This is a genomic window from Brevibacillus sp. NPDC003359 (genome assembly GCF_042878995.1).
GTDB lineage: Bacteria > Bacillota > Bacilli > Brevibacillales > Brevibacillaceae > Brevibacillus.
In genome coordinates, this window is the sequence record NZ_JBIAOR010000013.1 from 69,765 (window position 1) to 91,498 (window position 21,734).

At 49.2% G+C, this 21,734-nt stretch carries 20 protein-coding genes; 14 read left to right on the forward strand and 6 right to left on the reverse strand.

Going from position 1 to position 21,734, the window contains the following annotated elements:
* Window positions 1–6: 6 nt before the first annotated feature.
* The gene (locus ACFYU8_RS24275; protein ID WP_390304630.1) at window positions 7–1,326 is read left to right on the forward strand and encodes a VWA domain-containing protein; all 1,320 of its coding nucleotides are present in this window, start codon (window positions 7–9) and stop codon (window positions 1,324–1,326) included.
* 78 nt (window positions 1,327–1,404) lie between these two features.
* On the opposite strand, the gene ACFYU8_RS24280 is transcribed toward ACFYU8_RS24275, so the two are convergent.
* Entirely contained in the window at window positions 1,405–1,965 is a 561-nt protein-coding gene (locus ACFYU8_RS24280) for a hypothetical protein (protein ID WP_390304628.1), read from the reverse strand.
* Between the two features lie 207 nt (window positions 1,966–2,172).
* On the opposite strand from ACFYU8_RS24280, the gene ACFYU8_RS24285 reads away from it, so the two are divergent.
* Window positions 2,173–2,949: a DUF169 domain-containing protein gene (locus ACFYU8_RS24285; RefSeq protein ID WP_390304626.1), complete on the forward strand. Its 777-nt coding sequence runs from the start codon at window positions 2,173–2,175 to the stop codon at window positions 2,947–2,949.
* Here the strand turns inward: ACFYU8_RS24285 and ACFYU8_RS24290 are convergent.
* A complete protein-coding gene (locus ACFYU8_RS24290; protein WP_390304624.1) occupies window positions 2,946–3,467 on the reverse strand; it encodes a DinB family protein in 522 nt (173 codons plus the stop codon). The two genes, ACFYU8_RS24285 and ACFYU8_RS24290, sit on opposite strands and share 4 nt — an antisense overlap.
* Window positions 3,468–3,640: 173 nt before the next feature.
* Complete coding sequence (locus ACFYU8_RS24295; protein ID WP_390304622.1) at window positions 3,641–4,588, reverse strand: helix-turn-helix transcriptional regulator; 948 nt, start codon at window positions 4,586–4,588, stop codon at window positions 3,641–3,643.
* A 141-nt stretch (window positions 4,589–4,729) separates the two neighbouring features.
* On the opposite strand from ACFYU8_RS24295, the gene ACFYU8_RS24300 reads away from it, so the two are divergent.
* The 5 genes from ACFYU8_RS24300 to ACFYU8_RS24320 are packed head-to-tail and all read left to right on the forward strand — an operon-like array spanning window position 4,730 to window position 10,760.
* Complete coding sequence (locus tag ACFYU8_RS24300; RefSeq protein ID WP_390304620.1) at window positions 4,730–5,593, forward strand: M15 family metallopeptidase; 864 nt, start codon at window positions 4,730–4,732, stop codon at window positions 5,591–5,593.
* Window positions 5,594–5,610: 17 nt separating this feature from the next.
* The gene (gene vanG / locus ACFYU8_RS24305) at window positions 5,611–6,663 is read left to right on the forward strand and encodes a D-alanine--D-serine ligase VanG (protein ID WP_390304618.1); all 1,053 of its coding nucleotides are present in this window, start codon (window positions 5,611–5,613) and stop codon (window positions 6,661–6,663) included.
* A 3-nt stretch (window positions 6,664–6,666) separates the two neighbouring features.
* Window positions 6,667–7,452, forward strand: a complete 786-nt coding sequence (locus ACFYU8_RS24310) for a M15 family metallopeptidase (protein WP_390304616.1) — start codon at window positions 6,667–6,669, stop codon at window positions 7,450–7,452.
* A complete protein-coding gene (gene vanT, locus ACFYU8_RS24315; protein WP_390304614.1) occupies window positions 7,449–9,602 on the forward strand; it encodes a serine racemase VanT catalytic subunit in 2,154 nt (717 codons plus the stop codon). The genes ACFYU8_RS24310 and vanT overlap by 4 nt, the downstream gene beginning before the upstream one ends.
* Before the next feature lie 42 nt (window positions 9,603–9,644).
* The gene (locus ACFYU8_RS24320; protein WP_390304612.1) at window positions 9,645–10,760 is read left to right on the forward strand and encodes a sensor histidine kinase; all 1,116 of its coding nucleotides are present in this window, start codon (window positions 9,645–9,647) and stop codon (window positions 10,758–10,760) included.
* Between the two features lie 100 nt (window positions 10,761–10,860).
* Here the strand turns inward: ACFYU8_RS24320 and ACFYU8_RS24325 are convergent, their stop codons facing one another.
* Both ACFYU8_RS24325 and ACFYU8_RS24330 read right to left on the reverse strand, forming a co-directional pair.
* Window positions 10,861–11,976: an aminopeptidase gene (locus tag ACFYU8_RS24325; protein ID WP_390304610.1), complete on the reverse strand. Its 1,116-nt coding sequence runs from the start codon at window positions 11,974–11,976 to the stop codon at window positions 10,861–10,863.
* Window positions 11,977–12,072: 96 nt separating this feature from the next.
* Complete coding sequence (locus ACFYU8_RS24330) at window positions 12,073–13,272, reverse strand: iron-containing alcohol dehydrogenase (protein WP_390304608.1); 1,200 nt, start codon at window positions 13,270–13,272, stop codon at window positions 12,073–12,075.
* Between the two features lie 287 nt (window positions 13,273–13,559).
* Between ACFYU8_RS24330 and purC the strand changes: the two genes are divergently transcribed.
* From purC to purN, 7 genes are read left to right on the forward strand one after another with little or no spacing between them, the layout of a single operon-like run.
* The gene (gene purC / locus ACFYU8_RS24335; RefSeq protein WP_390304606.1) at window positions 13,560–14,279 is read left to right on the forward strand and encodes a phosphoribosylaminoimidazolesuccinocarboxamide synthase; all 720 of its coding nucleotides are present in this window, start codon (window positions 13,560–13,562) and stop codon (window positions 14,277–14,279) included.
* Window positions 14,272–14,520: a phosphoribosylformylglycinamidine synthase subunit PurS gene (gene purS, locus ACFYU8_RS24340; RefSeq protein WP_106841034.1), complete on the forward strand. Its 249-nt coding sequence runs from the start codon at window positions 14,272–14,274 to the stop codon at window positions 14,518–14,520. Before purC ends, purS begins: the two co-directional genes overlap by 8 nt.
* A 4-nt stretch (window positions 14,521–14,524) precedes the next feature.
* Window positions 14,525–15,217, forward strand: a complete 693-nt coding sequence (gene purQ / locus ACFYU8_RS24345) for a phosphoribosylformylglycinamidine synthase subunit PurQ (RefSeq protein WP_390304604.1) — start codon at window positions 14,525–14,527, stop codon at window positions 15,215–15,217.
* Window positions 15,198–17,441, forward strand: coding sequence for a phosphoribosylformylglycinamidine synthase subunit PurL (gene purL, locus ACFYU8_RS24350; protein ID WP_390304602.1), 2,244 nt, complete (start codon window positions 15,198–15,200; stop codon window positions 17,439–17,441). Before purQ ends, purL begins: the two co-directional genes overlap by 20 nt.
* Window positions 17,426–18,844 (forward strand): amidophosphoribosyltransferase, encoded by a 1,419-nt coding sequence (purF, locus tag ACFYU8_RS24355; RefSeq protein ID WP_390304600.1) that lies wholly within the window; start codon window positions 17,426–17,428, stop codon window positions 18,842–18,844. The genes purL and purF overlap by 16 nt, the downstream gene beginning before the upstream one ends.
* Before the next feature lie 57 nt (window positions 18,845–18,901).
* Complete coding sequence (gene purM / locus ACFYU8_RS24360) at window positions 18,902–19,942, forward strand: phosphoribosylformylglycinamidine cyclo-ligase (protein WP_390304598.1); 1,041 nt, start codon at window positions 18,902–18,904, stop codon at window positions 19,940–19,942.
* Window positions 19,936–20,544, forward strand: a complete 609-nt coding sequence (gene purN, locus ACFYU8_RS24365; protein ID WP_390304596.1) for a phosphoribosylglycinamide formyltransferase — start codon at window positions 19,936–19,938, stop codon at window positions 20,542–20,544. Before purM ends, purN begins: the two co-directional genes overlap by 7 nt.
* Window positions 20,545–20,604: 60 nt before the next feature.
* On the opposite strand, the gene ACFYU8_RS24370 is transcribed toward purN, so the two are convergent.
* Window positions 20,605–21,540: a magnesium transporter CorA family protein gene (locus tag ACFYU8_RS24370; protein ID WP_390304594.1), complete on the reverse strand. Its 936-nt coding sequence runs from the start codon at window positions 21,538–21,540 to the stop codon at window positions 20,605–20,607.
* Between the last annotated feature and the right edge of the window lie 194 nt (window positions 21,541–21,734).

Sequence of the window (21,734 nt, forward strand, 5' to 3'; positions counted from 1 at the left end):
AATGGCATGACAACAAAGCTACAAAAAATGCGGATGGCGCTCATGATCAACAGTATCTTGATCATGCTGCTGCTTTCGGGCTGTTCACTAGGCGCAATAGGAGCGAGTACAGGGATCGGGCAAAAGCAATGGCCGCAGACGACGCAGGAATTAATTGCTTCCCAGCCCGGACCGCTTGCTGGCACACAATTTTTCCACGCAGCTTATCCGCATCGAGCTGAGATCATACAGGTTTTGGATAAAATGCCTACTCTGGTCGACGGGATGAATGAAGCTTACATGGATTTGTACTGGAATCAGCTACTCACCCTGTTTGCCGAGGATTACCTCAGTCCCCAAATGGTTGTCGACCGTTGGAGAATGGCTTCGTATGGCAGTCCTGACATCGAGGACGCCCGCTTTCAGTTTCGGGAAAATTTCAACGTCGAAATCATCCTAGATGCAAGCGGCAGCATGGCTGGGAAAATTGGAGACAAAACGAAAATGCAGCTCGCCAAGGAAGCGATCAAGGAATTTGCGGAAGCACTACCTGAAGAGGCGAGAATCTCGTTGCGCGTATATGGACATAAGGGCAGCAATGCAGATGAGCATAAACAGCTCTCCTGTAGCAGCAGTGAGATGGTCTATCCATTGCAAGCCTACAATGCGAAAGGTCTTGAGCATGCACTTGACATGTTTGAGCCGACGGGCTGGACCTCGATTGCGCACTCCTTGCGTCTCGCTCAGGAAGATTTGGCGGGATTCGAAGCGGATAAAAATACGAATGTCATCTATCTGGTCAGTGACGGTATCGAGACTTGCGATGGCAATCCAGTGGCAGTAGCCAAGGAATTGTCCCAGTCCAAAATTATGCCGTTGTTGAACGTCATCGGCTTCGACGTGAATGCAGAAGGGCAGAAGCAATTGAAGGAGATCGCCCACGCCTCAGAAGGTCTGTATGCAAATGTGACGAACCGCGAGCAGTTCAAGCAAGAGCTGGAACGCGCGAAAGAAATTGCCCAGAAGTGGGAGCAGTGGAAGCGGGATGCTTTGACAGAAGCAGACGCTGTGCTGATCGATCGCAAAAAGTGGGTGGATGCTTACGACCGGGACTGGTACGAGAAAAACTGGCGGGAGAGCTTGAATATCGGAATGGCGATCGAGCATTTGTCTGCGAGCGGCAAGATTGGCAATGAAGCGAGGGAGTACCTTACTGGGAAAAGGCAAGAAAGAGAAGCGTTGGCTACGCAGTCCAAGGAGGAGCTTACCAATTACTTGGTGAGTCTCACAACTGAGACCTATCAGGAAATGAGAGAGGAAATTGAGGATAAATACAGCGGAAACTAACAGCAATGGGTTCTCCGTTACAAAAGCGATTGCGGTCGCAACGGAGAACCCATTGTAAATGTAAAGGGATAGGGTGCGTCAATCATACGTGAACGTAACGACCTGTTGCAGGCCCGGGTCCACCCCGATTGCCAAGTCTTTCTGGCCATCTGTGTAATAAAAGTAGCGCTTGGCGTCATTGGAATGAGCGTCAGAAGCTTTGACGAATCGAAAGTCGTTCGTCGCAAGCAGGTTTTTCGAGCGGATGAAATCAGATGCTGTCTTTTCCAAATCGGCTTCCGTCATCGTTTTTGTCGCCTTTTCTCCGTTTATTCCAATCACGTCAATCGACAGGGATAGGATTTGCTTTGACCTTGGTTCAATGATGGCGTGAAAGCCATGGACATCGCCGTTCACAGGTTCGCGTTTCAGTATGGCGTGGATAGGTACTCCTCTGTATACCGAGTTGGCTGGGTCCTCCAGCGTAATTTCCCGATCATTCGTATCAACATCCACCTGATAATATTGTCTAACAGCGGCTGCAGCGATTTGCGCCGCTTCTTCTTTTCCGAGCCCTTGTACTGCATCTGGTGAGCTGGATGAGCAGCCCATTAACAGAAAGACGAGAAGTGCCGTGCCCAGCCATGCGAACTTTTTCATTGAGAACCCTCCAGCCATACCAAGTAATACGTGTAGTCTTCTTGTATCCTAACAGGGATTGTTTCGACTCCCTATCGATTAACCTTTCCATTACCTTACGATCTTGTAAGCTTCGAGAAAAATGAAGGAAGTGACAGGACTTCAGGAGAAAAAGACGAAAAATTCGGAGTATGAGTAGCGTATGTGAAAAACGAGGAGGTACATGGAATGAACGCCAACGAACTGAATCAAGCACTTCAAATGTATGTGAGGACAGAGACATTTCCCGTGGGAGTTAGCATCCAAAAAGAAGAAGCCGCTCTGCCGTCCAAGGCAAAGCGACCTGTACGTGATCTCGGTTATCCAATTACCATTTGCCAAGCTGTAGGTTTTTCACGGCGTTACGGCTGGAGTATTGCGATGAATGGAGCTGATCTGTCCTGTCCAATCGCGCAGGTGGCTTTTGGCTATGAAGAGCAACCGACGTTTTATTCAGAGGGGCATCTCGCCTGTGGGATGTACACAGATTCATTGGAAAATGGGGCGAAAAGTGAGCTGGACGTCCCGAAATTTTCCGCAGAAGAAAGCGGGTACTACGTGTCGTTTCCGCTGGAGCGGGCAGAGATCGAGCCAGATGTCGTCGTGATTTACGGCAATGCGGCACAAGTCATGCGATTGGTGGCGGGGATGTTGTACAAGCGCGGTGGATCGATTCCATCCACCTTTTCCAGTCGGGCCGACTGTGCGGACATCGCAATCAAGCCGATCCAGACTGGACAGCCGCAAGTGATCGTACCGTGTTATGGCGACAGATTGTTTGCCCAGACACAGGATCACGAGATGGCTTTCAGCTTTCATTTTCGCGATGCCGCTGAGCTGGTTGAGGGATTAGTGGGAACGCAAAAAGGCGGAATCCGCTATCCGATCCCGTCCTTCTTGCGCTATCAAGCAGAGTTTCCGCCGACCTATCAAAAGCTTGCGGGTATGTTTGGAGAAAAAAACTAGCCTTTTAGTCGGTTGAGCTGGAGCAGGTGATGGCGATAGTGCATTTCTACGACGGCAAACCATTCCTTTGCCGTTAGCGGACCGAAGGCTGGGTGAGCCACCGTGTAATGCGCAGGAATTTCGTCCAGAATCGGTTCCAGCTCTTTCATTTGTGTAAGTACGTGGATGAGTCCATCACGCAACTGTTCCTTGCTCTCTGGTTGTGCAGGTGTGTACTCCGGGGAGGCAGGGACTTTCACGCGAACGGGAGGCAAGGAGCCTTGAGCAAATATCGTCTGCCCGATCTCGGATTTTTCGGTACCTGCTTCTGTGACAGCAGGACCTCCTTGTCTGCATTTCTCGATACTTCCGAGTTGCATATAGCGGGCAGATTGGATTAAGTGAAGGTACATTTGGCCGATCGACCATTCCTCTTCACTTGGTTTTTGCAAGAGTTGTTCCATGGTGAAGCCTTCTAATTCGTGCAAGTAGTGGTTTGTCACGTCTTCAAGTTTGTTTACGATTTCCTTTGCATTCATGGGTGAATCAGCTCCTCTTGGTTTTCTTGCTTTTATCATACGAAAACTTCTATCGAGGCTTGCTCAAGGATGAGCGACCGCGTATTAGCGGAATGTTTTCCGTAATATCGGGAAGAAACCCGAAGAAGTTTTACTTACCGATATTATAAAAAAACGCTACTGACAGCAGTATGTCAGTAGCGCTCGAATAATTTTTTGGCTTCTTCGCGAATTTGGCTACGCAAGGATTCAGGCGTAAGAACAATCGCATCTGCCCCCAGCCCAAGTACCCAGGACAATATTTCTTCGATTTGTCTGACGCGCAATCTGACGAGAAAGCCGTCCGGATGCTCCGCTATCTCTTCTATATAATAATAGCCCGATTCTTTTACCCGATCAGCGATAGCTGTACTGATTACGATCTGCACCTCGAGGGATCGATCGTCGAGAGGCTTGTAATCATCAAAATTGAAATGGTCAGGGAGGATAAAGCTGTCTTCCAATACGATCAGTCCGCTCATGCGTGACAGTCGGAATCGGCGAATATCCTGTCGCAGGTCGCAATGAGCGAGCAGTATCCAAGAACCCCGAACCAGCACCAGACCATATGGAGCAACGTCACGTACCGTTTCGCGATTTTCACCCTCCCCAGGTGTGCCTCTCCGATAGCGGAACCGCACCTTTCGCCCATTGATGATCGCATCGTGGAGGAGTTGTGCATGCGCTTTTTCCTGCTCGCGCTGATTGTTGGCTCCAGGGCTTAAGAGGCGAAAGGTTGAACGGATACGGCTCGCTTGTTCGCCTACATCCGCAGACAAGATTGCTTCTACTTTACGCTGTACCGCTCTTGCGCTGTTGCCAAAATTTTGGTCAAATGCTTGCTCGACCAAGTCTGCTCCGATCAAGAGTGCAACGGCTTCTTCTACCGAAAAACTGACGGGCGGCAGGAAATACCCTTCCATTAACGAGTAGCCTTGGCCCGGTGCCCCAACGATGGGGACGCCTGCTTCGCTCAGCGCCTGCATATCACGATATATCGTCCGGACACTCGTTTCGAAGGTCGCGGCCAAATCTTCTGCGCGTAACGTACCTTTGCGCTGCAGCTCCAGAACGATTGCCAACAAACGGTCTGTTTTATTCATGCTGCTGACCTTCTCCTTTCCATCAAGCTAGCAACTTTATAAAAATGAATGGACATCTTTATAAATATTTTATATTTACCCTACTTTTTATTTTAACAGTTTTCCCTATCCTACATGTGTAAGTGAAGGAGGGAACTGTAATTGAAAAAGAGGATTTTTTTGTTTGTCATTCTCTTGCTTTTTGGATATATCGTGATTCAAAAAATAGCAGATGGACCACCTAATGTCGGGGGACATATTGACACGTTGGGAGAGGCTACTGAGGTGGAGCAACAATCGATACAAATAACAAAAGATCAAATTTATCAGGGAGACCTTCTCTTGGTCAATAAAGAGTATCCGGTTCATGAGGCAGGGGTAAAAAATGATGTTGTTCGGTTGTCTGAGCATGAAGAACTGTTACAAGGCTATCGTTTGCTCGATCACAGAATCGAAGTGTCAGAGCGTGTAGCCAAAGTGTTTTTGGAGATGGTCGAAGATGCGCAGCAAGATAACGTGAGCCACTTTATCCTGAACAGCGGTTATCGAGGCAAGGAAGAACAAGATCAGCTGTATGCAGAAATGGGACCTGAGTACGCGTTGCCGAGCGGTTACAGCGAACATAACGTAGGTTCCGCTCTTGATATTGGATCGACGCAAATGAAAATGGAGCATGCTCCTGAGGGCAAATGGCTGGCAGATAACTCGTGGAAGTACGGTTTTATTTTGCGCTACCCAAAGGACAAGATAGCCATTACAGGAACGGCATACGAGCCTTGGCACTTCCGGTATGTCGGCTTGCCGCATAGCGCGATCATGAAGCAGAATAACTTTTCGCTGGAAGAATATCTGGATTACGTAAAAGATAAAAGAAGTATCTCCATGACAAGCAATGGGAAGATCTATGAAATTAACTACTACCCTGTCGATCAAGAGATGCCGATCAAAGTACCGATGACTAGCAACTATAAGATTTCAGGCGACAACATGGGCGGTGTGATTGTAACCAGCTACGTGAACAAATAATAGAGGGAGTGAATGATATGAAGAAATTGACTGTAGCGATTTTGTTTGGAGGATGTTCCTCGGAGTATGAAGTATCCCTTAAATCTGCGAGTTCGGTGCTGGAAAGCTTGTGTCAGGAAAAGTACGAAGTGATTTTGCTAGGGATTACGAGGGAAGGGCAATGGCTGCGATATACCGGTAGCATCGAAAGCATTCGGAATGACAGTTGGCATCAAAGCGAGGAGTGCGTGTCTGCTTTTCTCTCTCCTTGCAGACAAGTGCGGGGAATTGTTGCACAGGAGAACGGTGCCATGACGGTCACAAAGGTTGATGTGGTATTCCCGATTTTGCATGGTAAAAACGGCGAGGATGGAACGGTGCAAGGACTGTTGGAGCTTGCTGGAATTCCATTTGTCGGTTGTCACACGCTATCCTCTGCGATTTGTATGGACAAGGATATCGCTCACACGCTGGCGGAAAGCTCCGGTATCAAAACGCCAAGGTCCGTTACCGTTTATCCCAATACTGATCTTGCAACTGTTCAATCTGCCACCGAAGCACTGGGATTCCCTTTGTATGTCAAACCTGCAAAGGCAGGGTCTTCCATTGGGATTACGAAAGCATACAGCACATCAGAATTGGTTATCGGTATAGAAAACGCCTTTCAGCATGATGACAAAGTAGTCATCGAGGAAAACATTGTGGGATTTGAGGTAGGATGCGCGGTACTAGGAAATCGTGAGGTCATTGTGGGAGAAGTGGATGAAATCGAATTGCTCCAAGGCTTTTTTAACTATACGGAAAAGTATTCATTGGAGACTGCCCACATTCATGTCCCAGCAAGAATTGACGAAGAACGCGCTCATAAAATCAAGCAAACAGCTACCCATCTCTATCAGGTTTTTGGCTGTCGTGGCTTCGCTCGCGTGGATATGTTTGTCACACCAGACGGGGACATTGTGTTTAACGAAGTGAATACGATCCCCGGTTTTACCTCGAAAAGCAGGTATCCAAGCATGCTGCGTGCAGCGGGAATTTCCTATAAAGAGCTTCTTGATACGTTGATTATGCTAGCGTTGGAGGAGGACTAATCGATGACACAACTTCACGTCTCTACGATTTCTTTGAACAGCGACAATTTACATCACGGCCATCTGATTCTGGTGAATCGCCAGTACCCGATCCGCTGGCAAACAGACGACAGTATTCTACTTAACCGCATGCGGCTGATTGATGGAACACACAACAATATTATGCTAGAAAACACGGCTGCGAAGATGCTTGCCAAGCTGCTGAAAGCCTGCAACGCACAGCAGACAATCGTGCCAGTCAGTGGCTTTCGCAGCAAGGCGGAACAAACGGATATCTATGATCAATCCTTGCTCGAAAATGGACAGGTGTTTACTAGTAAATTTGTAGCACGTCCGAATGAAAGTGAACATCAGACCGGGCTTGCGATTGATGTAGGGGAAAAGAAGGAAGAGATCGATTTTATTTGCCCTTCTTTTCCCGATCATGGCGTATGCCAACTGTTTCGCCAACGTGCCAGTCAATATGGGTTTATCAAACGCTACGACAAAGACAAGGAACAGCTGACAGGCATTTCGGATGAGCCTTGGCATTTTCGGTATGTGGGCTATCCGCATGCTGCTTTAATGGAAAAGCTTCAGCTTTGTCTGGAAGAGTATATCGAGTATGTGAAAAACTACGAATTCCATCAGGAGCATTTGCTAGTGGATGAGGAGAGTATTGAAATCTACTATGTAAAGGCTACCGATACCGTTACGCACATCCCGGTTGTGGCTGGTGAGAGATACGAAATATCGGGCAACAATGTGGATGGATTTATCATCACGGTGTTTCATCAGGAGGCACGATGAACGTGGGTAGTGAAAAGCAGTATGGCGGGCTGGATCAATTCCGAATCATCGCAGCGATCCTTGTCATCGCAGTCCATACTTCTCCCCTGCTGTCCATAAACGAATGGGCTGATTTTACACTGACACGAACAATAGCCAGGGTGGCGGTTCCGTTTTTCTTTATGTGCACAGGATTTTTCTTCTTGCAAAAGCTTGGTACGGATCGCACCAGAAATGCGTACTTGCTGAAGCAGTTTTTATGGAAAGTAGGAAAGCTATATTTGCTTTCGATCCTTCTCTATCTTCCTGTGAATGTGTACGCAGGGTATTTTACGGATCAATTGACCGTGTTTTCGGTGGTAAAAGACCTCCTTTTTAACGGGACCCTGTATCATCTGTGGTATTTCCCTGGCATCATGCTGGGGGTGTGTATCAGTACCTTTTTGTATACAAGACTATCCGCATGGAAAACGTTTTGGGTGACCATGCTGCTGTATGGCATCGGGCTGTTGGGAGACAGTTACTTTGGATTTGCCCAGATGAATCCGTATGTGGACAGTTTCTATCAATCGATGTTTACCCTGTTTGATTACACGCGGAACGGTATATTTTTTGCCCCGGTTTTTGTAGTCATGGGAGGGATGATTGCCAATACCCGCAGACGGAAAAAGAAAAAGGTCACACCGTATGCCATCGGGTTTGTTTTGTTCGGAAGCATGTTAGTTATAGAAGGCTTGCTTTTGCACGCTTTTCAGCTGCAACGCCATGACAGTATGTATATTTTTTTGATACCGTGCATGTATTTTCTCTTTCAACTTCTGTTGTTCTGGAAAGGCAGAAATCGCCCAGCCTTACGAAAGCTGAGCCTGTATGTTTATGTCATTCATCCGCTATGTATTGTGCTTATTCGCGCAGCGGCCAAAGTAACGGGACTGACGTGGCTGCTTGTTGAAAACAGCTTGGTGCATTTTACGCTGGTCACGGTGTTGTCGTTTGTTCTTTCTGTGATGGCGATGAAGGTGATCCAGCGCTTTCGAGGTGGAAAACCGGATCAAACAGGACGAGCATGGGCGGATATCCATCTTCCTCATCTCCAACATAATGTCAGGGAAATCCAGCGGGTTCTCCCGAAGGAATGTGCGGTGATGGCAGTCGTGAAGACGCAGGCATATGGTCACGGCGGGTGGCAAGTCGCGAGGTATTTAAACAAGTTTGGGATTGATCACTTCGCTGTTGCCACAATCGATGAAGGGATCGAGCTACGGAAGAATGGCGTAAAAGGGCAGATTCTGGTCCTTGGCTATACCGATGAGCGACGGATACGCCAAATCGCCCGGTTCAAACTGACGCAAACCGTAGTAGATGACGAATATGCCCAAAAACTGAATGGTTACAACGTGAAAATCCCTGTTCATATCAAGATCGACACGGGCATGGGGAGACTCGGGGAATCTTGGGAACACACGGAAAAAATTGCGGCCATGTATCGATATAAAAATTTGCAGGTATGCGGTACCTTTACGCATCTGAGTGTGGCTGACAGTTTGGAAGCTTCGGATATCGCATACACGAAAAATCAAATCGCCCATTTCCAGAACGTGATCGAACAGTTGAAAGATATGGGGATCGATCCACAGAAGTTGCACGTCCAAAGCAGCTACGGTGTGCTGAATTATGGGGAGCTGCATTATGATTATGCTCGAATGGGGATTGCTCTCTACGGGATGTTGAGCAATCAGGGAGACAAGGTAAAAGCAAGCGTCGATCTACGCCCTGTGTTATCACTGAGAGCAAGAGTTGTGCAGGTGAAACAGGTGGAAAAAGGAGCCTTCGTGGGCTATGGACGCGCCTACAGCGTGCAGCAAGACAGTAAGATTGCCATCGTTTCCATCGGATATGCAGACGGGATTCCGCGTATGCTGTCACAAGCGGAGGCTACTTGCCTGATCAGAGGAAAAAGGAGACCGATTATTGGCTCAGTCTGTATGGATCAGCTTATTGTAGACATTACAGATATGGAAGAGGTGCAAAAAGGGGACGTTGTGACCTTTATCGGTAGAGATCAAGACGAGAGTATCACTGCCGAGGAAATGGCCCAACAGTGCAAAACCATTACGAACGAGCTGGTAAGCCGTTTAGGAGAGCGTGTCAAAAGAGTCTACTATGATTGATCCCTGGACGAAAAACAATATAGGGAGTGGTTCATTTTTTCCATGATAAAGAGGAGACATAGCTTTCGTTCTAAAATGGTTGAGCTTCTTGGGCTAGGCATGCTTCTAGCCGGTATCGTAACCTTTCTGCTCTATAAAGTACTCCAGTTTTACTATCGGACGGAGGTCAAGTATGAAGAGCCGCTTGCCGATGTTCGCCGTTACATCAGGGATATGGGGGATATCAATTTCTTTTTGATTGTCTTTGCTCCCATTGCGATCTTGTTTTTCTATCTCCTGACCAAACGGTATGCGGGCTACTTTCGGGAGATTTCCTCTGGTATTCATTATCTCGCCAGCGGAGATTTTACGCGGCATGTCCATATTCCAACCAATGACGAGTTCGCAGATATCGCCAAGGATATCAATCAGGCAAGTGACATGCTGCAAAAGGCGGTAGAACGAGGAGATTTCGCCGAAAGCAGTAAGGATCAGCTTGTTTTGAATCTGGCGCACGATTTACGCACACCGCTGACATCCGTTCTAGGTTATCTGGATTTCATCTTGCGAGATAAGCAGATGTCAGAAGAACAAATGCGGCATTATGCGACGATTGCTTTTACCAAGTCACAACGATTGGAAAAGTTGATTGATGAGCTCTTCGAAATTACCAGAATGAGTTACGGCATGGTCAACCTCGAGCAAAAGGTCATGGATGTGAGTGAATTGCTTGTCCAATTAAATGAAGAGATGTATCCTTCCTTTGAGAAAAACGAGCTGGTCGCGCGGTGTGCGATTACTGCTCAATTAGTGATAGTGGGAGATGGAGAGCTGCTGGCGCGAGTATTTGAGAACATCCTGACCAACGCGATACGCTATGGGGGCGATGGCCATTTTATCGATTTGAACGCTTATCGTGAGGGCGATGAAGTGGTTGTGCAAATCATGAATTACGGTGACCAGATACCTGAGGAGGCGCTGCCGCATATTTTTGAAATGTTTTTTACAGGCGACAAAGCGCGTACTCATCAAGGGGGAGGCACAGGACTCGGCTTGTTTATTGCGAAAAATATCGTCGAAAAGCATCGGGGAACGATTTCTGTTCAAAGTGATCTACTTCGTACATGTTTTGAGGTGCGGTTGCCAAACGGAAGCATGGGCTATCCAGAAAGTCAGTGAATACGATTTTCTGGATAGCCCCTTTCGTGTTGGTTTCTCACAGAGATAGAAAATGGGCTAGGGAACCTCATTCCCTAACCCATTTTTTCATTCATTTCCTTTAAATCAAATTCTCCGGGTTCAAGCCTTCCAGCTCTGGCAACACAAAAAGCCCGTCTTTTCTGATCAACACATCGTCAAACCAGATTTCGCCGCCGCCGTATTCAGGGCGCTGGATTTGGACCAAGTCCCAGTGAATGGAGGAGCGGTTGCCGTTGTCTGCTACTGTGTAAGCATTCCCTGGTGTGAAGTGGAAGCTTCCCGCGATTTTTTCGTCAAACAGGATGTCCAGCATCGGGTGGAGGATGTGCGGGTTGAAGCCGATCGCGAATTCTCCGATATAGCGTGCGCCCTCGTCTGTGTCGAGGATGTCATTCAATGCTTTGGTATTGGAGCTGGTCGCTTCCACGATTTTTCCTTCTTTGAATGTGAACTGCACATCATTGAAGGTAATGCCGTTGTAGATCGATGCCGCGTTGTAGAAAATCGTTCCTTCAACGGAATCGCGCACAGGAGCGGTGTAGACTTCGCCATCCGGGATATTGCGTTTGCCGTCGCATTTGATGGCATTGATTCCTTTGATGGAGAAGCGCAGGTCTGTTTTTGGACCGACGATGCGTACACGATCGGTTCGCTCCATCAGCTCTTTCAACGGAGTCATGGCAGCGGACATTTTCGCGTAGTCCAGATTGCAGACGGAGAAGTAGAAGTCTTCAAAGCCTTCCAGACTCATTTTGGACAGTTGCGCCATCGATTTGTTCGGGTAGCGCAGCACAACCCAGCGTTTGTTAGGAACACGCTCGTTTGTATGTACAGGTTGATACAAGACGCGAGCGTAGATGCCCATTTTGTCTTCCGGTACGTCGGCGTACTCGTTGATGTTGTCGTAAGCGCGGATGGCGATGTAAGCGTCCATGTCCTTCATCCGGTCATACTCGTATTTTGCCATTAGGGCCATGTGCTCTTCGCTGGTACCTTGATAGAGGGCACGCATGACTTCTTGGTCTTTCAAAGTAACCAAAGGCAGAGCTCCAACTGCAAACGATTCACGCACAAGTGCACGAACGAGTTCAGGTTGCAGGCCTGTATTTTCGATCAGGACTTTTTCACCTTTTTGCAAATGGAGGGAGTAACGGACGAGACGGCTTGCCAGTTCATTAATGCGTGGATCTGCCATAGGTAGTAACCTCCGTAGTAAAATAATTTTGATTAATGATTAATTTGTATTATTGCACACCTGAACGAAAGCTCGCCAGTATGTTTGATGCTTCGCTTACAGGCAAGCCTCGTAGATCGCGATTACATCTGATTCATTTAATTTTCGTGAGCTAGGCAGATACCCGATTCCGCGTCCGCCGATGCGAACCGCTTCTTCTGCCATTTGCGCGAGTGATTGTTTGGTCACGCCGAAGTCAGAGAGTCGTTCCGTAATTCCCATGCGCTCATACCAGCGGCGCACGGCTTCAATCGTTGCTCGTGCTGCTTCCGCTTCGTTCTCCACGGTAACGCCAAAGCAATGACGTCCCATACGGGCTAGTCTCTCGGGCCGGTCTTGCAAAATCACCTGTTCAAAATAAGGCAAGGACAGGATCGCCAGTCCACGACCGTGAGACATATCATAGATCCCGCTCAGCGGATGCTCGACTCCGTGAAGAGGCATTCCAGCACCACGACCGCCAGCAGCGAATGGACTGATGCCCAGCGTGCTCGTCCATAGCAGGGTGGAACGCGCTTCTGCGTTGTCTGGTTGTTGGATCGCTGTGATGGAGTGCTCGACGACGAGGCGCATGAGTGTTTCAGAAATACCATCCTGAACGTGTGTTCCTTCCGCGCTGATCAAATAGTTTTCAAACAGATGCGAAAAGATATCGGCGCAAGATTCCGCTGTGACGCGAGCCGGAACGGTAAAGGTGATAGACGGGTCAAGAATGGCAATCTTCGGGTAAAGTGCCGGGCCGTTTATGGAAGATTTTTCATGGGTGTCCCAATGAGTCAGGACGCTGATATGGTTTGCTTCCGAACCTGTAGCGGCTACTGTCGGGACGGTTATGATGGGCAGCGCTTCCTGAACGGGTACCAGCAATTGACCAGAGCCGCTCGGATTTCCCCGCATGTAATCGTAAATCGGGCGTCCGGAAACGGCTGCTGCCGCAATCGCTTTGGAGGCATCCATCACGGAACCCCCACCGATAGCCAGGATGAAGTCGCACTGATGCTCACGAGCGAGAGCTGCTCCGGCATCAACCGTTGCCGTACGTGGATTCGGTTCGATTTTGTCAAAAACAATAAACGCCACTTGAGCTTTCTGCAACAAAGCCTTGGCGCGGTCCAAAAGACCTGTGCGTTTGGCTGCATTGCCGCCGGTGACGAGCAATGCTTTTTTGCCCATAGATTGTGCTTCTTGGCCCAAACGCTCCAGTTCGCCCATGCCAAAGTAAATTTTGGTAGGAAAAGACACTTCAAATGGAAACATCTGAAATTCCTTCTTTCACGTATTGGTTGTACCACTGACAATTTTATCATAAACAAAAGAAAAGAACCTGCCCGGAGGGAGGTCCTTTTCCTAAAGCCAGTATGGAGAACATGTAAACGAATGTTAACATCTATCGTCCGGGAAATATGCAGTAATTCCCGAACGTTTGTCGAAGTCTATTCCATCATTTTTCGTTGATAAATGCGTATGATTGTGTTTTAATGTAGTTGAAACGTTCGTGAATTAACCGAAACTCAACCTTTTTGACTGGGAAGGTGACTCCTACGGTGGAAAAACAGGAACAACTCTACGAAGGTAAGGCAAAGCGCATTTATCGAACATCTTTGCCTGATCAGTATTGGGTAGAGTACAAAGACGACGCAACAGCATTCAATGGAGAGAAACGGGCGCAAATCACTGGAAAAGGTGAGCTGAACAACCGGATTACCGCAATCTTTTTCACCATGCTGAAGGAGCGGGGCATCGACAACCATTTTGTCCGTCTGCTGTCCGCCACAGAGCAAGTTGTTCGCAAAGTGGAGATTATCCCTTTGGAGGTAGTCGTTCGCAATATCGCAGCAGGTTCATTGGCCAAGCGTCTTGGCATGGAAGAAGGAACTGTGCTTCCGCAGCCCGTTGTCGAGTTTTACTACAAGGATGACGCACTGGGAGATCCATTGGTAAATGCCTCCCATATCAAAATGTTGGGAATTGCGAGCGAGAGTGACCAAGCGGCATTGGAGCGCATGGGTCTGGCTGTAAACGAGGTCCTCGTGCCTTACCTGCGCGAGCGCAACATTACCTTGGTCGATTTCAAACTGGAATTCGGAAAAACAGCGGACGGGGAGATTCTCCTCGCCGATGAAATATCCCCGGATACATGCCGTTTCTGGGATTCAGTAACGAATGAAAAGCTCGACAAAGACCGCTTCCGCCGTGATTTGGGCAATGTGGAGGAAGCTTACAAAGAAATGCTTACGAGACTAGGAGGAGACGTACATGTTTAAAGCTGTTGTTTATGTAACATTGCGCGAGAGTGTTTTGGACCCGCAAGGACACGCTGTAAAAGGTGCTCTGCACACTTTGGGTTTTGATGAAGTAAACAATGCGCGTATCGGGAAGTACTTGGAGCTGGAATTGAACACTTCTGACCGTGCGCAAGCAGAAGAACGTGTACGTGAAATGTGCGAAAAGCTGCTAGCCAATACGGTGGTAGAAGACTACCGCTTTGATATCGTGGAGGGCTAAGGATATGCGAGTAGCCGTTATCGTCTTTCCAGGCTCGAACGCCGACATTGATTTGTTTAACGCAGTTGAAGACGTAATGGGAGTGCCAGTGGATTACGTATGGCATTCCGATACGGATCTTTCCAAATATGATGCAATTCTTTTGCCAGGCGGATTCTCGTATGGAGATTATCTGCGCTGTGGTGCGGTCGCTCGTTTTTCACCCGTCATGGAGCAAGTGGTGAAGGCGGCAGAAGAAGGCAAGCTGATCATGGGAATCTGTAATGGCTTCCAGATCTTGACCGAAGTTGGACTGTTGCCAGGAGCTCTCTTGCGTAACCGTTCCCTGAAATTCCGTTGCAAGCTGTCCGAATTGCGTGTGGAAAACAACGATACCTCCTTTACCCGTGATTTCGCGGCTGGGGAAGTGATCCAAATTCCGATCGCGCACGGCGAAGGAAACTACTACTGTGATGAAGAAACGCTGGCGAAGCTGAGAGCGAACAATCAGATCGTTTTCCGCTATCATGGCGAGAATCCGAATGGTTCACTGGAAGACATCGCGGGCATTTGCAACGAACGTGGAAACGTACTTGGCATGATGCCTCACCCAGAGCGTGCCGTCCACTCTTGGATGACTTCCGATGATGGACGCCGCATGTTTACCTCGATCCTGAAGACTTGGAGGGAACAGAACAGTGTCACAACTCACGCATAAAGAACCGACAGCCGAACAAATTGCCGATCAAAAACTATACAAAGAAATCGGTCTGACTGACGAAGAATATCAGCGTGTCGTCGAAATTCTCGGCCGCAAGCCGAACTGGACGGAGACAGGTCTGTACAGTGTCATGTGGTCGGAGCACTGCTCCTACAAAAACTCCAAGCCTGTCCTGCGTCGTTTCCCGACAAAAGGACCTCGCGTTTTGCAAGGACCAGGGGAAGGTGCGGGTATTGTCGACATCGGGGACAATCAGGCGGTCGTTTTCAAAATCGAAAGCCATAACCATCCATCTGCAATTGAGCCGTACCAAGGGGCTGCGACTGGCGTGGGCGGTATCATCCGTGACGTATTCTCGATGGGCGCGCGTCCGATTGCGCTGCTCAACTCGCTTCGATTCGGGGAGCTCAAGTCTCCACGTGTCAAATACTTGTTTGAAAACGTCGTTTCAGGTATTGCAGGCTACGGGAACTGCATCGGGATTCCGACTGTGGGTGGCGAAGTGAATTTCGACCCTACGTACGAAGGCAATCCGCTTGTAAACGCCATGTGCGTCGGCTTGATCGACCACGAGAAGATTCAAAAAGGGGTAGCGTCCGGTATCGGCAACCCTGTTATCTACGTTGGCGCAAGCACGGGGCGCGACGGTATTCACGGGGCGACCTTCGCATCCGAGGAGCTCACGGAAGAGTCAGAGAAAAAACGTCCGGCGGTACAAGTCGGAGATCCATTCATGGAAAAGCTCTTGTTGGAAGCGTGCCTGGAGCTGATCGACACGGGTATCGTCGTCGGGATTCAGGACATGGGAGCGGCTGGCTTGACCAGCTCTAGCTCTGAGATGGCGTCCAAGGCAGGCAACGGAATCGAGATGAATCTGAACCTAGTGCCACAACGTGAAGCTGGCATGTCTGCATATGAGATGATGCTGTCTGAATCGCAGGAGCGCATGCTCGTCGTCGTGGAAAAAGGCAAAGAGGCAGAAGCGATTGCGATATTTGATAAATGGGGCTTGGCATCCGCTGTAGTGGGTAAAGTAACGGAAGACAGCAAGCTACGCCTGTTGCACCAAGGTGAGGTAGTAGCAGAGGTACCAGTAGACAGCTTGGCAGACGACGCACCTGTGTACCATCGTCCATCTGCGGTGCCTGCTTACTACGAAGCAAACGCGAATGTAGATGTGTTGGCAGCCATCCATGAACCGAAAGATCTGAATGTAACGCTGAAAAGCTTGCTGGCTCAGCCAACGGTGGCGAATAAAGCGTGGGTATACGAGCAATACGATCACATCGTGCGTGCAAACACAGCTGTAAAGCCTGGTTCTGACGCTGCTGTTGTCATGGTGCGCGGTACTCGCAAGGCTCTTGCGATGAGTACGGATTGCAACGGTCGCTATGTGTACCTCGATCCAAAAGTGGGCGGTGCCATTGCAGTTGCAGAATCCGCACGCAACGTCGTCTGCTCTGGTGCAGAGCCGCTGGCGATTACGGACTGCTTGAACTTCGGAAGTCCGGAAAAGCCTGAGGTGTTCTGGCAATTTGAAAAATCGTGCGAGGGCATGAGCGAAGCGTGTGTAGCACTCGATGCTCCGGTCATCGGCGGAAACGTATCCTTTTACAATGAACGCAGCGGTGACGCGATCTACCCAACCCCAACAGTGGGAATGGTGGGCTTGATCACCGATGTTGACCATATTACGACTCAGGATTTCAAAAACGAAGGCGACGCGATCATCCTGTTGGGCGAGACCTTCGCTGAGCTTGGCGGCAGTGAGTATCAAAAGATGGCTACGGGCAGCATTTCCGGACGTCCTCCACAAATCGATCTGACCAAGGAAGCGGCTGTGCAAAAGCTGGTTCTCACAGCGATTCGCCAAGGTCTGGTGAACTCCGCACACGATCTGTCCGAAGGCGGTCTGGGTGTTGCGCTGGCTGAATCTTGCTTCGGCAAAGGCTTCGGTGCGCAGGTGGCTCTTGCGTCCGAGCTGCGTAAAGACGCGCTCTTGTTCAGTGAATCTCAATCTCGCATCTTGCTCAGTGCTTCCCCAGAGCAAGCGGCGGCGATTCTCGCATTGGCAGGTGAACATGGCGTACCTGCCGGGAACATCGGTACGGTCGGCGGCGATCGTCTGGTAGTAAACGTGAACGGTACAGAAGCGATCAACGCTTCGACTCAAGAGGTGAAAGCAGCCTGGAAGGATGCGATTCCATGTTTGATCGGGTAATCTGGGACAAATTGAATGAAGAATGCGGCGTCTTTGGCATCTACAACCACAAAGAAGCATCCCAATTGACCTATCTGGGTCTGCATGCCCTTCAACATCGCGGTCAGGAGAGCGCAGGCATCTGCGCCTCCGACGGCGAGAAATGGTATAAGCACCGCGGGATGGGTCTCGTGTCAGAGGCTTTTGGCAAGGGCGATCTGGAGAAGTTCAGCGGTCATATCGCGATCGGCCACACCCGTTATACGACTGCTGGCTCGAGCAAGATTGAAAATGCCCAGCCGCTCTTTTTCCGCTATGCACAAGGCAGCATGGCTGTTGCCCACAACGGAAATCTCGTGAACGCAGCCGTGCTCCGTAAAGAGCTCGAAGCAAAGGGCTCCATTTTTCAGACGACCAGCGACACTGAGGTGATCGCACATCTGATCGCCCGCTCTGAGTGCAAGGATTTGCCGGGAGCGGTAAAGGACGCCCTGCAATACATCAAGGGAGCGTATGCGCTTCTCGTCATGAACGAGCATCAACTCGTGATCGCCCTCGATCCGAATGGCTTGCGTCCGCTGTCATTGGGACGTCTCGGCGACGCGATCACTGTCGCTTCCGAGACCTGCGCATTTGATATTATCGGCGCGCAGTATTGGCGTGACGTACAGCCGGGTGAGTTGATTGTCATCGATCGCGATGGCATTACCGAAAGCAAGTTTACGGAAGCGACACAACGTTCGATTTGTACGTTTGAATACATTTATTTTGCCCGACCGGACAGCGACATCGATGGAATCAACGTCCACATGGCACGCAAACGTCTGGGCAAGCAGCTGGCATTGGAATCTGCGATTGATGCTGATGTAGTCACAGGTGTACCGGATTCCAGTATCTCTGCTGCTATCGGATTTGCAGAAGCGACAGGAATTCCTTATGAAATCGGCTTGATCAAAAACCGCTATGTCGGACGCACCTTCATTCAGCCGAGTCAGGAGCTGCGTGAGCGCGCTGTCTATCTCAAGCTGTCTGCGGTTCGCAAGGTAGTGGAAGGCAAGCGCGTCGTCATGATTGACGACTCCATTGTTCGCGGTACGACGAGTAATCGGATCGTCCGCATGCTGCGTGAGGCTGGCGCGAAAGAAGTGCATGTGCGTATCAGCTCTCCGCCCGTTATGAATTCTTGCTTTTACGGCATCGACACTTCGTCTCGCGAGGAGTTGATTGCCTCGACCAAATCCGTAGAGGAAATTCGTCAAATCATTGAGGCTGATTCGCTGTCATTCTTGTCTGTGGAAGGAATGATCGATGCAATCGGCCGCATGGATTCGGCTCCTAATAGAGGACATTGCCTCGCATGCTTTAACGGAGAGTATCCGACAGAGATTGAGTTCGAAGAAGCGCTACCTGCGCTCAAATGCTAACAGTGCTACTTATGAACCACCGCTAAAACCAAGCAACCTCTTGTAGGGGGAGAAACGATGAGTGAAGCATATAAACAAGCTGGCGTAGACATTGATGCGGGCAACGAAGCCGTCGAACGCATGAAAAAGCATGTGAAGCGGACGTTCCGCCCGGAAGTAATGACTGATTTGGGCGGGTTCGGAGCGCTGTTTCGCCTGGATACAAAAAAATACGAGAAACCCATTCTCGTTTCCGGCACAGATGGGGTAGGAACTAAGCTGAAGCTGGCGTTTGCCATGGACAAACACGATACAATCGGCATCGATGCTGTCGCCATGTGCGTCAATGACGTTGTGGTTCAAGGGGCAGAGCCGCTCTTTTTCCTCGATTATCTGGCAGTTGACAAGGTCATTCCGGAAAAAATCGAAGCGATTGTCAAAGGGATCGCAGAAGGCTGCTCGCAGTCGGGCTGCTCGCTGATTGGCGGGGAGACTGCCGAGATGCCTGGCATGTACGCAGAAGGTGAATACGACATCGCAGGCTTTACCGTAGGTGTCGTGGACGAGAGCAAAATGATTACGGGAGCGTCCGTGGCAGCAGGCGATGTACTGATCGGCCTGGCTGCAAGCGGCGTGCACAGCAACGGTTTCTCGCTCGTTCGCAAGGTGCTTTTGGCAGACAAAGGCATGTCCCTGCATGATCATGTAGACGTTTTGGGCAAAAAGCTCGGCGAAGAGCTGCTGACCCCAACCCGCATTTACGTGAAGCAAGTGTTATCCGTTCTGGAATCACATGAAGTGAAGGCTCTGGCACACATCACTGGCGGCGGCTTTACTGAAAACATTCCGCGCGTGCTTCCAGAAGGAATGCAGGCTATGATCAACGTAGGTTCCTGGCCGGTGCTGCCGATCTTTGAGCTGGTACAAGAAGCTGGTAACATCTCTTACCCGGATATGTACAAAACGTTCAACATGGGTATTGGCATGATGCTAGTTGTGAAGCCGGAAGACGCAGTGAGTGTGATGGAAAAGCTGCAAGAGCTGGGAGAACAGGCGTATTTGATCGGACATATTCAAGCGGGAGAGCGCAAAGTCGTATACAACGGGGTGGAATGGTGAGAAAGCTGGCCATTTTCGCCTCAGGCAGCGGCTCCAACTTTGAAGCGATCGTGCAGGCTGTACAGGACGGCAGGCTCGCAGGTGTAGAAGTTGCCTTGCTCGTGTGCGACAAGCCCGGTGCCAAGGTTTTGGAACGTGCAGAGCGTTTAGGGATCGATTCCTTTGTTTTTCAACCAAAGGAGTATGCAGACAAGGCTGCTTTTGAACAGGAAATCGTGGCCCAGCTCCAAAAACGCGATATATCGCTGGTTGTGCTGGCAGGCTACATGCGGTTGGTCGGTGAGACACTTTTATCTAGCTATGAAGGAAAAATCATCAATCTGCATCCGTCGCTTTTGCCCGCGTTTCCAGGAAAAGACGCCATAGGTCAAGCACTCGCTTACGGGGTAAAGATGACGGGGGTAACGGTACATCTGGTTGATGCTGGTCTGGATACAGGGCCGATCATTGCCCAAATTCCCGTAGCGGTGCAAGAAGCAGATACGGCTGAAACTTTGGCGGCTCGTATCCATGCCGTGGAGCATGAGCTTTTGGTGAAGGTCATTGGCTATTTAGCAGAAGAGAGAGTGAAGCTGGAAGGAAGGCTTGTCCAGCTGACATAAATCGAGACTTCAAAAAGAAACCGACATCCTTTTACGATGTCGGTTTTTTGGTCATTCGTTTTAGAAATACTTCTTTCTCCAAAATAGGAGGGCTGTTACGGACGTAATGGTGGTGGACATAATCATAATGATCGTGAATGCGTGTGGATGATCCTGAAAAGGAAGCGCGACGTTCATCCCGTAAAAGGTGCCGATCACCATAGGTAACGTGATGACAATGGTAATGGCGGTCAACAGCTTCACTACGCGATTCAGATTGTTGGAGATGACAGATCCGAAGCCATTCATGATGTTCCCTAAAATGGCGGTATAGATCTCCGTCATTTTGATGGCCTGCTTGGTTTCGATTTTTACTTCTTCCAGTAGTGCCTTATCTTCTTCGTACATTTTCAAATAACTTCCACTCCGAAGCAGGGAGATCAACAGACTATTTGTTTCCAGGGACGTCGAAAAATAAACGAGGCCTTTCTGCAATTCAAGCAAGGTAAGCAGTTCATTGTTTTTCGTCGATTGTCGCAACGATTTTTCCAGCGTTTCTGTCTGCTTGTTGATTTTTTTCAAGTAATGCAAATAATCATGCGACGTATTCGATAAAATTTGCAGGACGAACCGGTTTCGCATGTGCGTGTGAAAGTTTTTCACTTTCCCTTTGATGAACTCATTCATGACAGATGTTTCTACCAGGCAAACGGTTAAGATATAATCTTCCATCACCATGATTCCCAGCGGAACCGTCGTATAGTTGTCCTTCGTCCCTTCCTTCGTGGAGACCGGGATGTCTACGTAGAGCATCACACGGTTTCCGTCCTTGTCGATCCGCCCTATTTCTTCGTCATCAAGGGCATCCTGCAAAAAATGAAGGTCAATCGACAACTCCCTGACGACTTGTTGCTTTTCTTGTTCAGAAGGATCGGTCAGATGGATCCAGCAGCCTTTTTCAAATTGATGCAGTTCTTCTATTTTTCCCATGGCATTCGTTTTGTAAATGTTCAACATGGTTTTCTCATCCTTTCGCAAATAAGGATCGGAGGTATACGACCATGTTGCGCAAGCATGCCTACATGAAGATACTATAAAAGGGAGAATGTCAAATAAGGTATGGGGAACATGCCGCAGCGCCACAAGGCCGGAAAATTCTCCGTACACAATCTTGATTGCAGTTATTCATTCCGCAACTTGGACTACTGTCC

Coding starts and splice junctions, on each gene's coding strand:
- ACFYU8_RS24275 (WP_390304630.1), top strand. CDS start 7: ATGACAACAAAGCTACAAAAAATGCGGATGGCGCTCATGATCAACAGT.
- ACFYU8_RS24280 (WP_390304628.1), bottom strand. CDS start 1,965: ATGAAAAAGTTCGCATGGCTGGGCACGGCACTTCTCGTCTTTCTGTTA.
- ACFYU8_RS24285 (WP_390304626.1), top strand. CDS start 2,173: ATGAACGCCAACGAACTGAATCAAGCACTTCAAATGTATGTGAGGACA.
- ACFYU8_RS24290 (WP_390304624.1), bottom strand. CDS start 3,467: ATGAATGCAAAGGAAATCGTAAACAAACTTGAAGACGTGACAAACCAC.
- ACFYU8_RS24295 (WP_390304622.1), bottom strand. CDS start 4,588: ATGAATAAAACAGACCGTTTGTTGGCAATCGTTCTGGAGCTGCAGCGC.
- vanG (WP_390304618.1), top strand. CDS start 5,611: ATGAAGAAATTGACTGTAGCGATTTTGTTTGGAGGATGTTCCTCGGAG.
- ACFYU8_RS24310 (WP_390304616.1), top strand. CDS start 6,667: ATGACACAACTTCACGTCTCTACGATTTCTTTGAACAGCGACAATTTA.
- vanT (WP_390304614.1), top strand. CDS start 7,449: ATGAACGTGGGTAGTGAAAAGCAGTATGGCGGGCTGGATCAATTCCGA.
- ACFYU8_RS24320 (WP_390304612.1), top strand. CDS start 9,645: ATGATAAAGAGGAGACATAGCTTTCGTTCTAAAATGGTTGAGCTTCTT.
- ACFYU8_RS24325 (WP_390304610.1), bottom strand. CDS start 11,976: ATGGCAGATCCACGCATTAATGAACTGGCAAGCCGTCTCGTCCGTTAC.
- ACFYU8_RS24330 (WP_390304608.1), bottom strand. CDS start 13,272: ATGTTTCCATTTGAAGTGTCTTTTCCTACCAAAATTTACTTTGGCATG.
- purS (WP_106841034.1), top strand. CDS start 14,272: ATGTTTAAAGCTGTTGTTTATGTAACATTGCGCGAGAGTGTTTTGGAC.
- purQ (WP_390304604.1), top strand. CDS start 14,525: ATGCGAGTAGCCGTTATCGTCTTTCCAGGCTCGAACGCCGACATTGAT.
- purF (WP_390304600.1), top strand. CDS start 17,426: ATGTTTGATCGGGTAATCTGGGACAAATTGAATGAAGAATGCGGCGTC.
- purM (WP_390304598.1), top strand. CDS start 18,902: ATGAGTGAAGCATATAAACAAGCTGGCGTAGACATTGATGCGGGCAAC.
- purN (WP_390304596.1), top strand. CDS start 19,936: ATGGTGAGAAAGCTGGCCATTTTCGCCTCAGGCAGCGGCTCCAACTTT.
- ACFYU8_RS24370 (WP_390304594.1), bottom strand. CDS start 21,540: ATGTTGAACATTTACAAAACGAATGCCATGGGAAAAATAGAAGAACTG.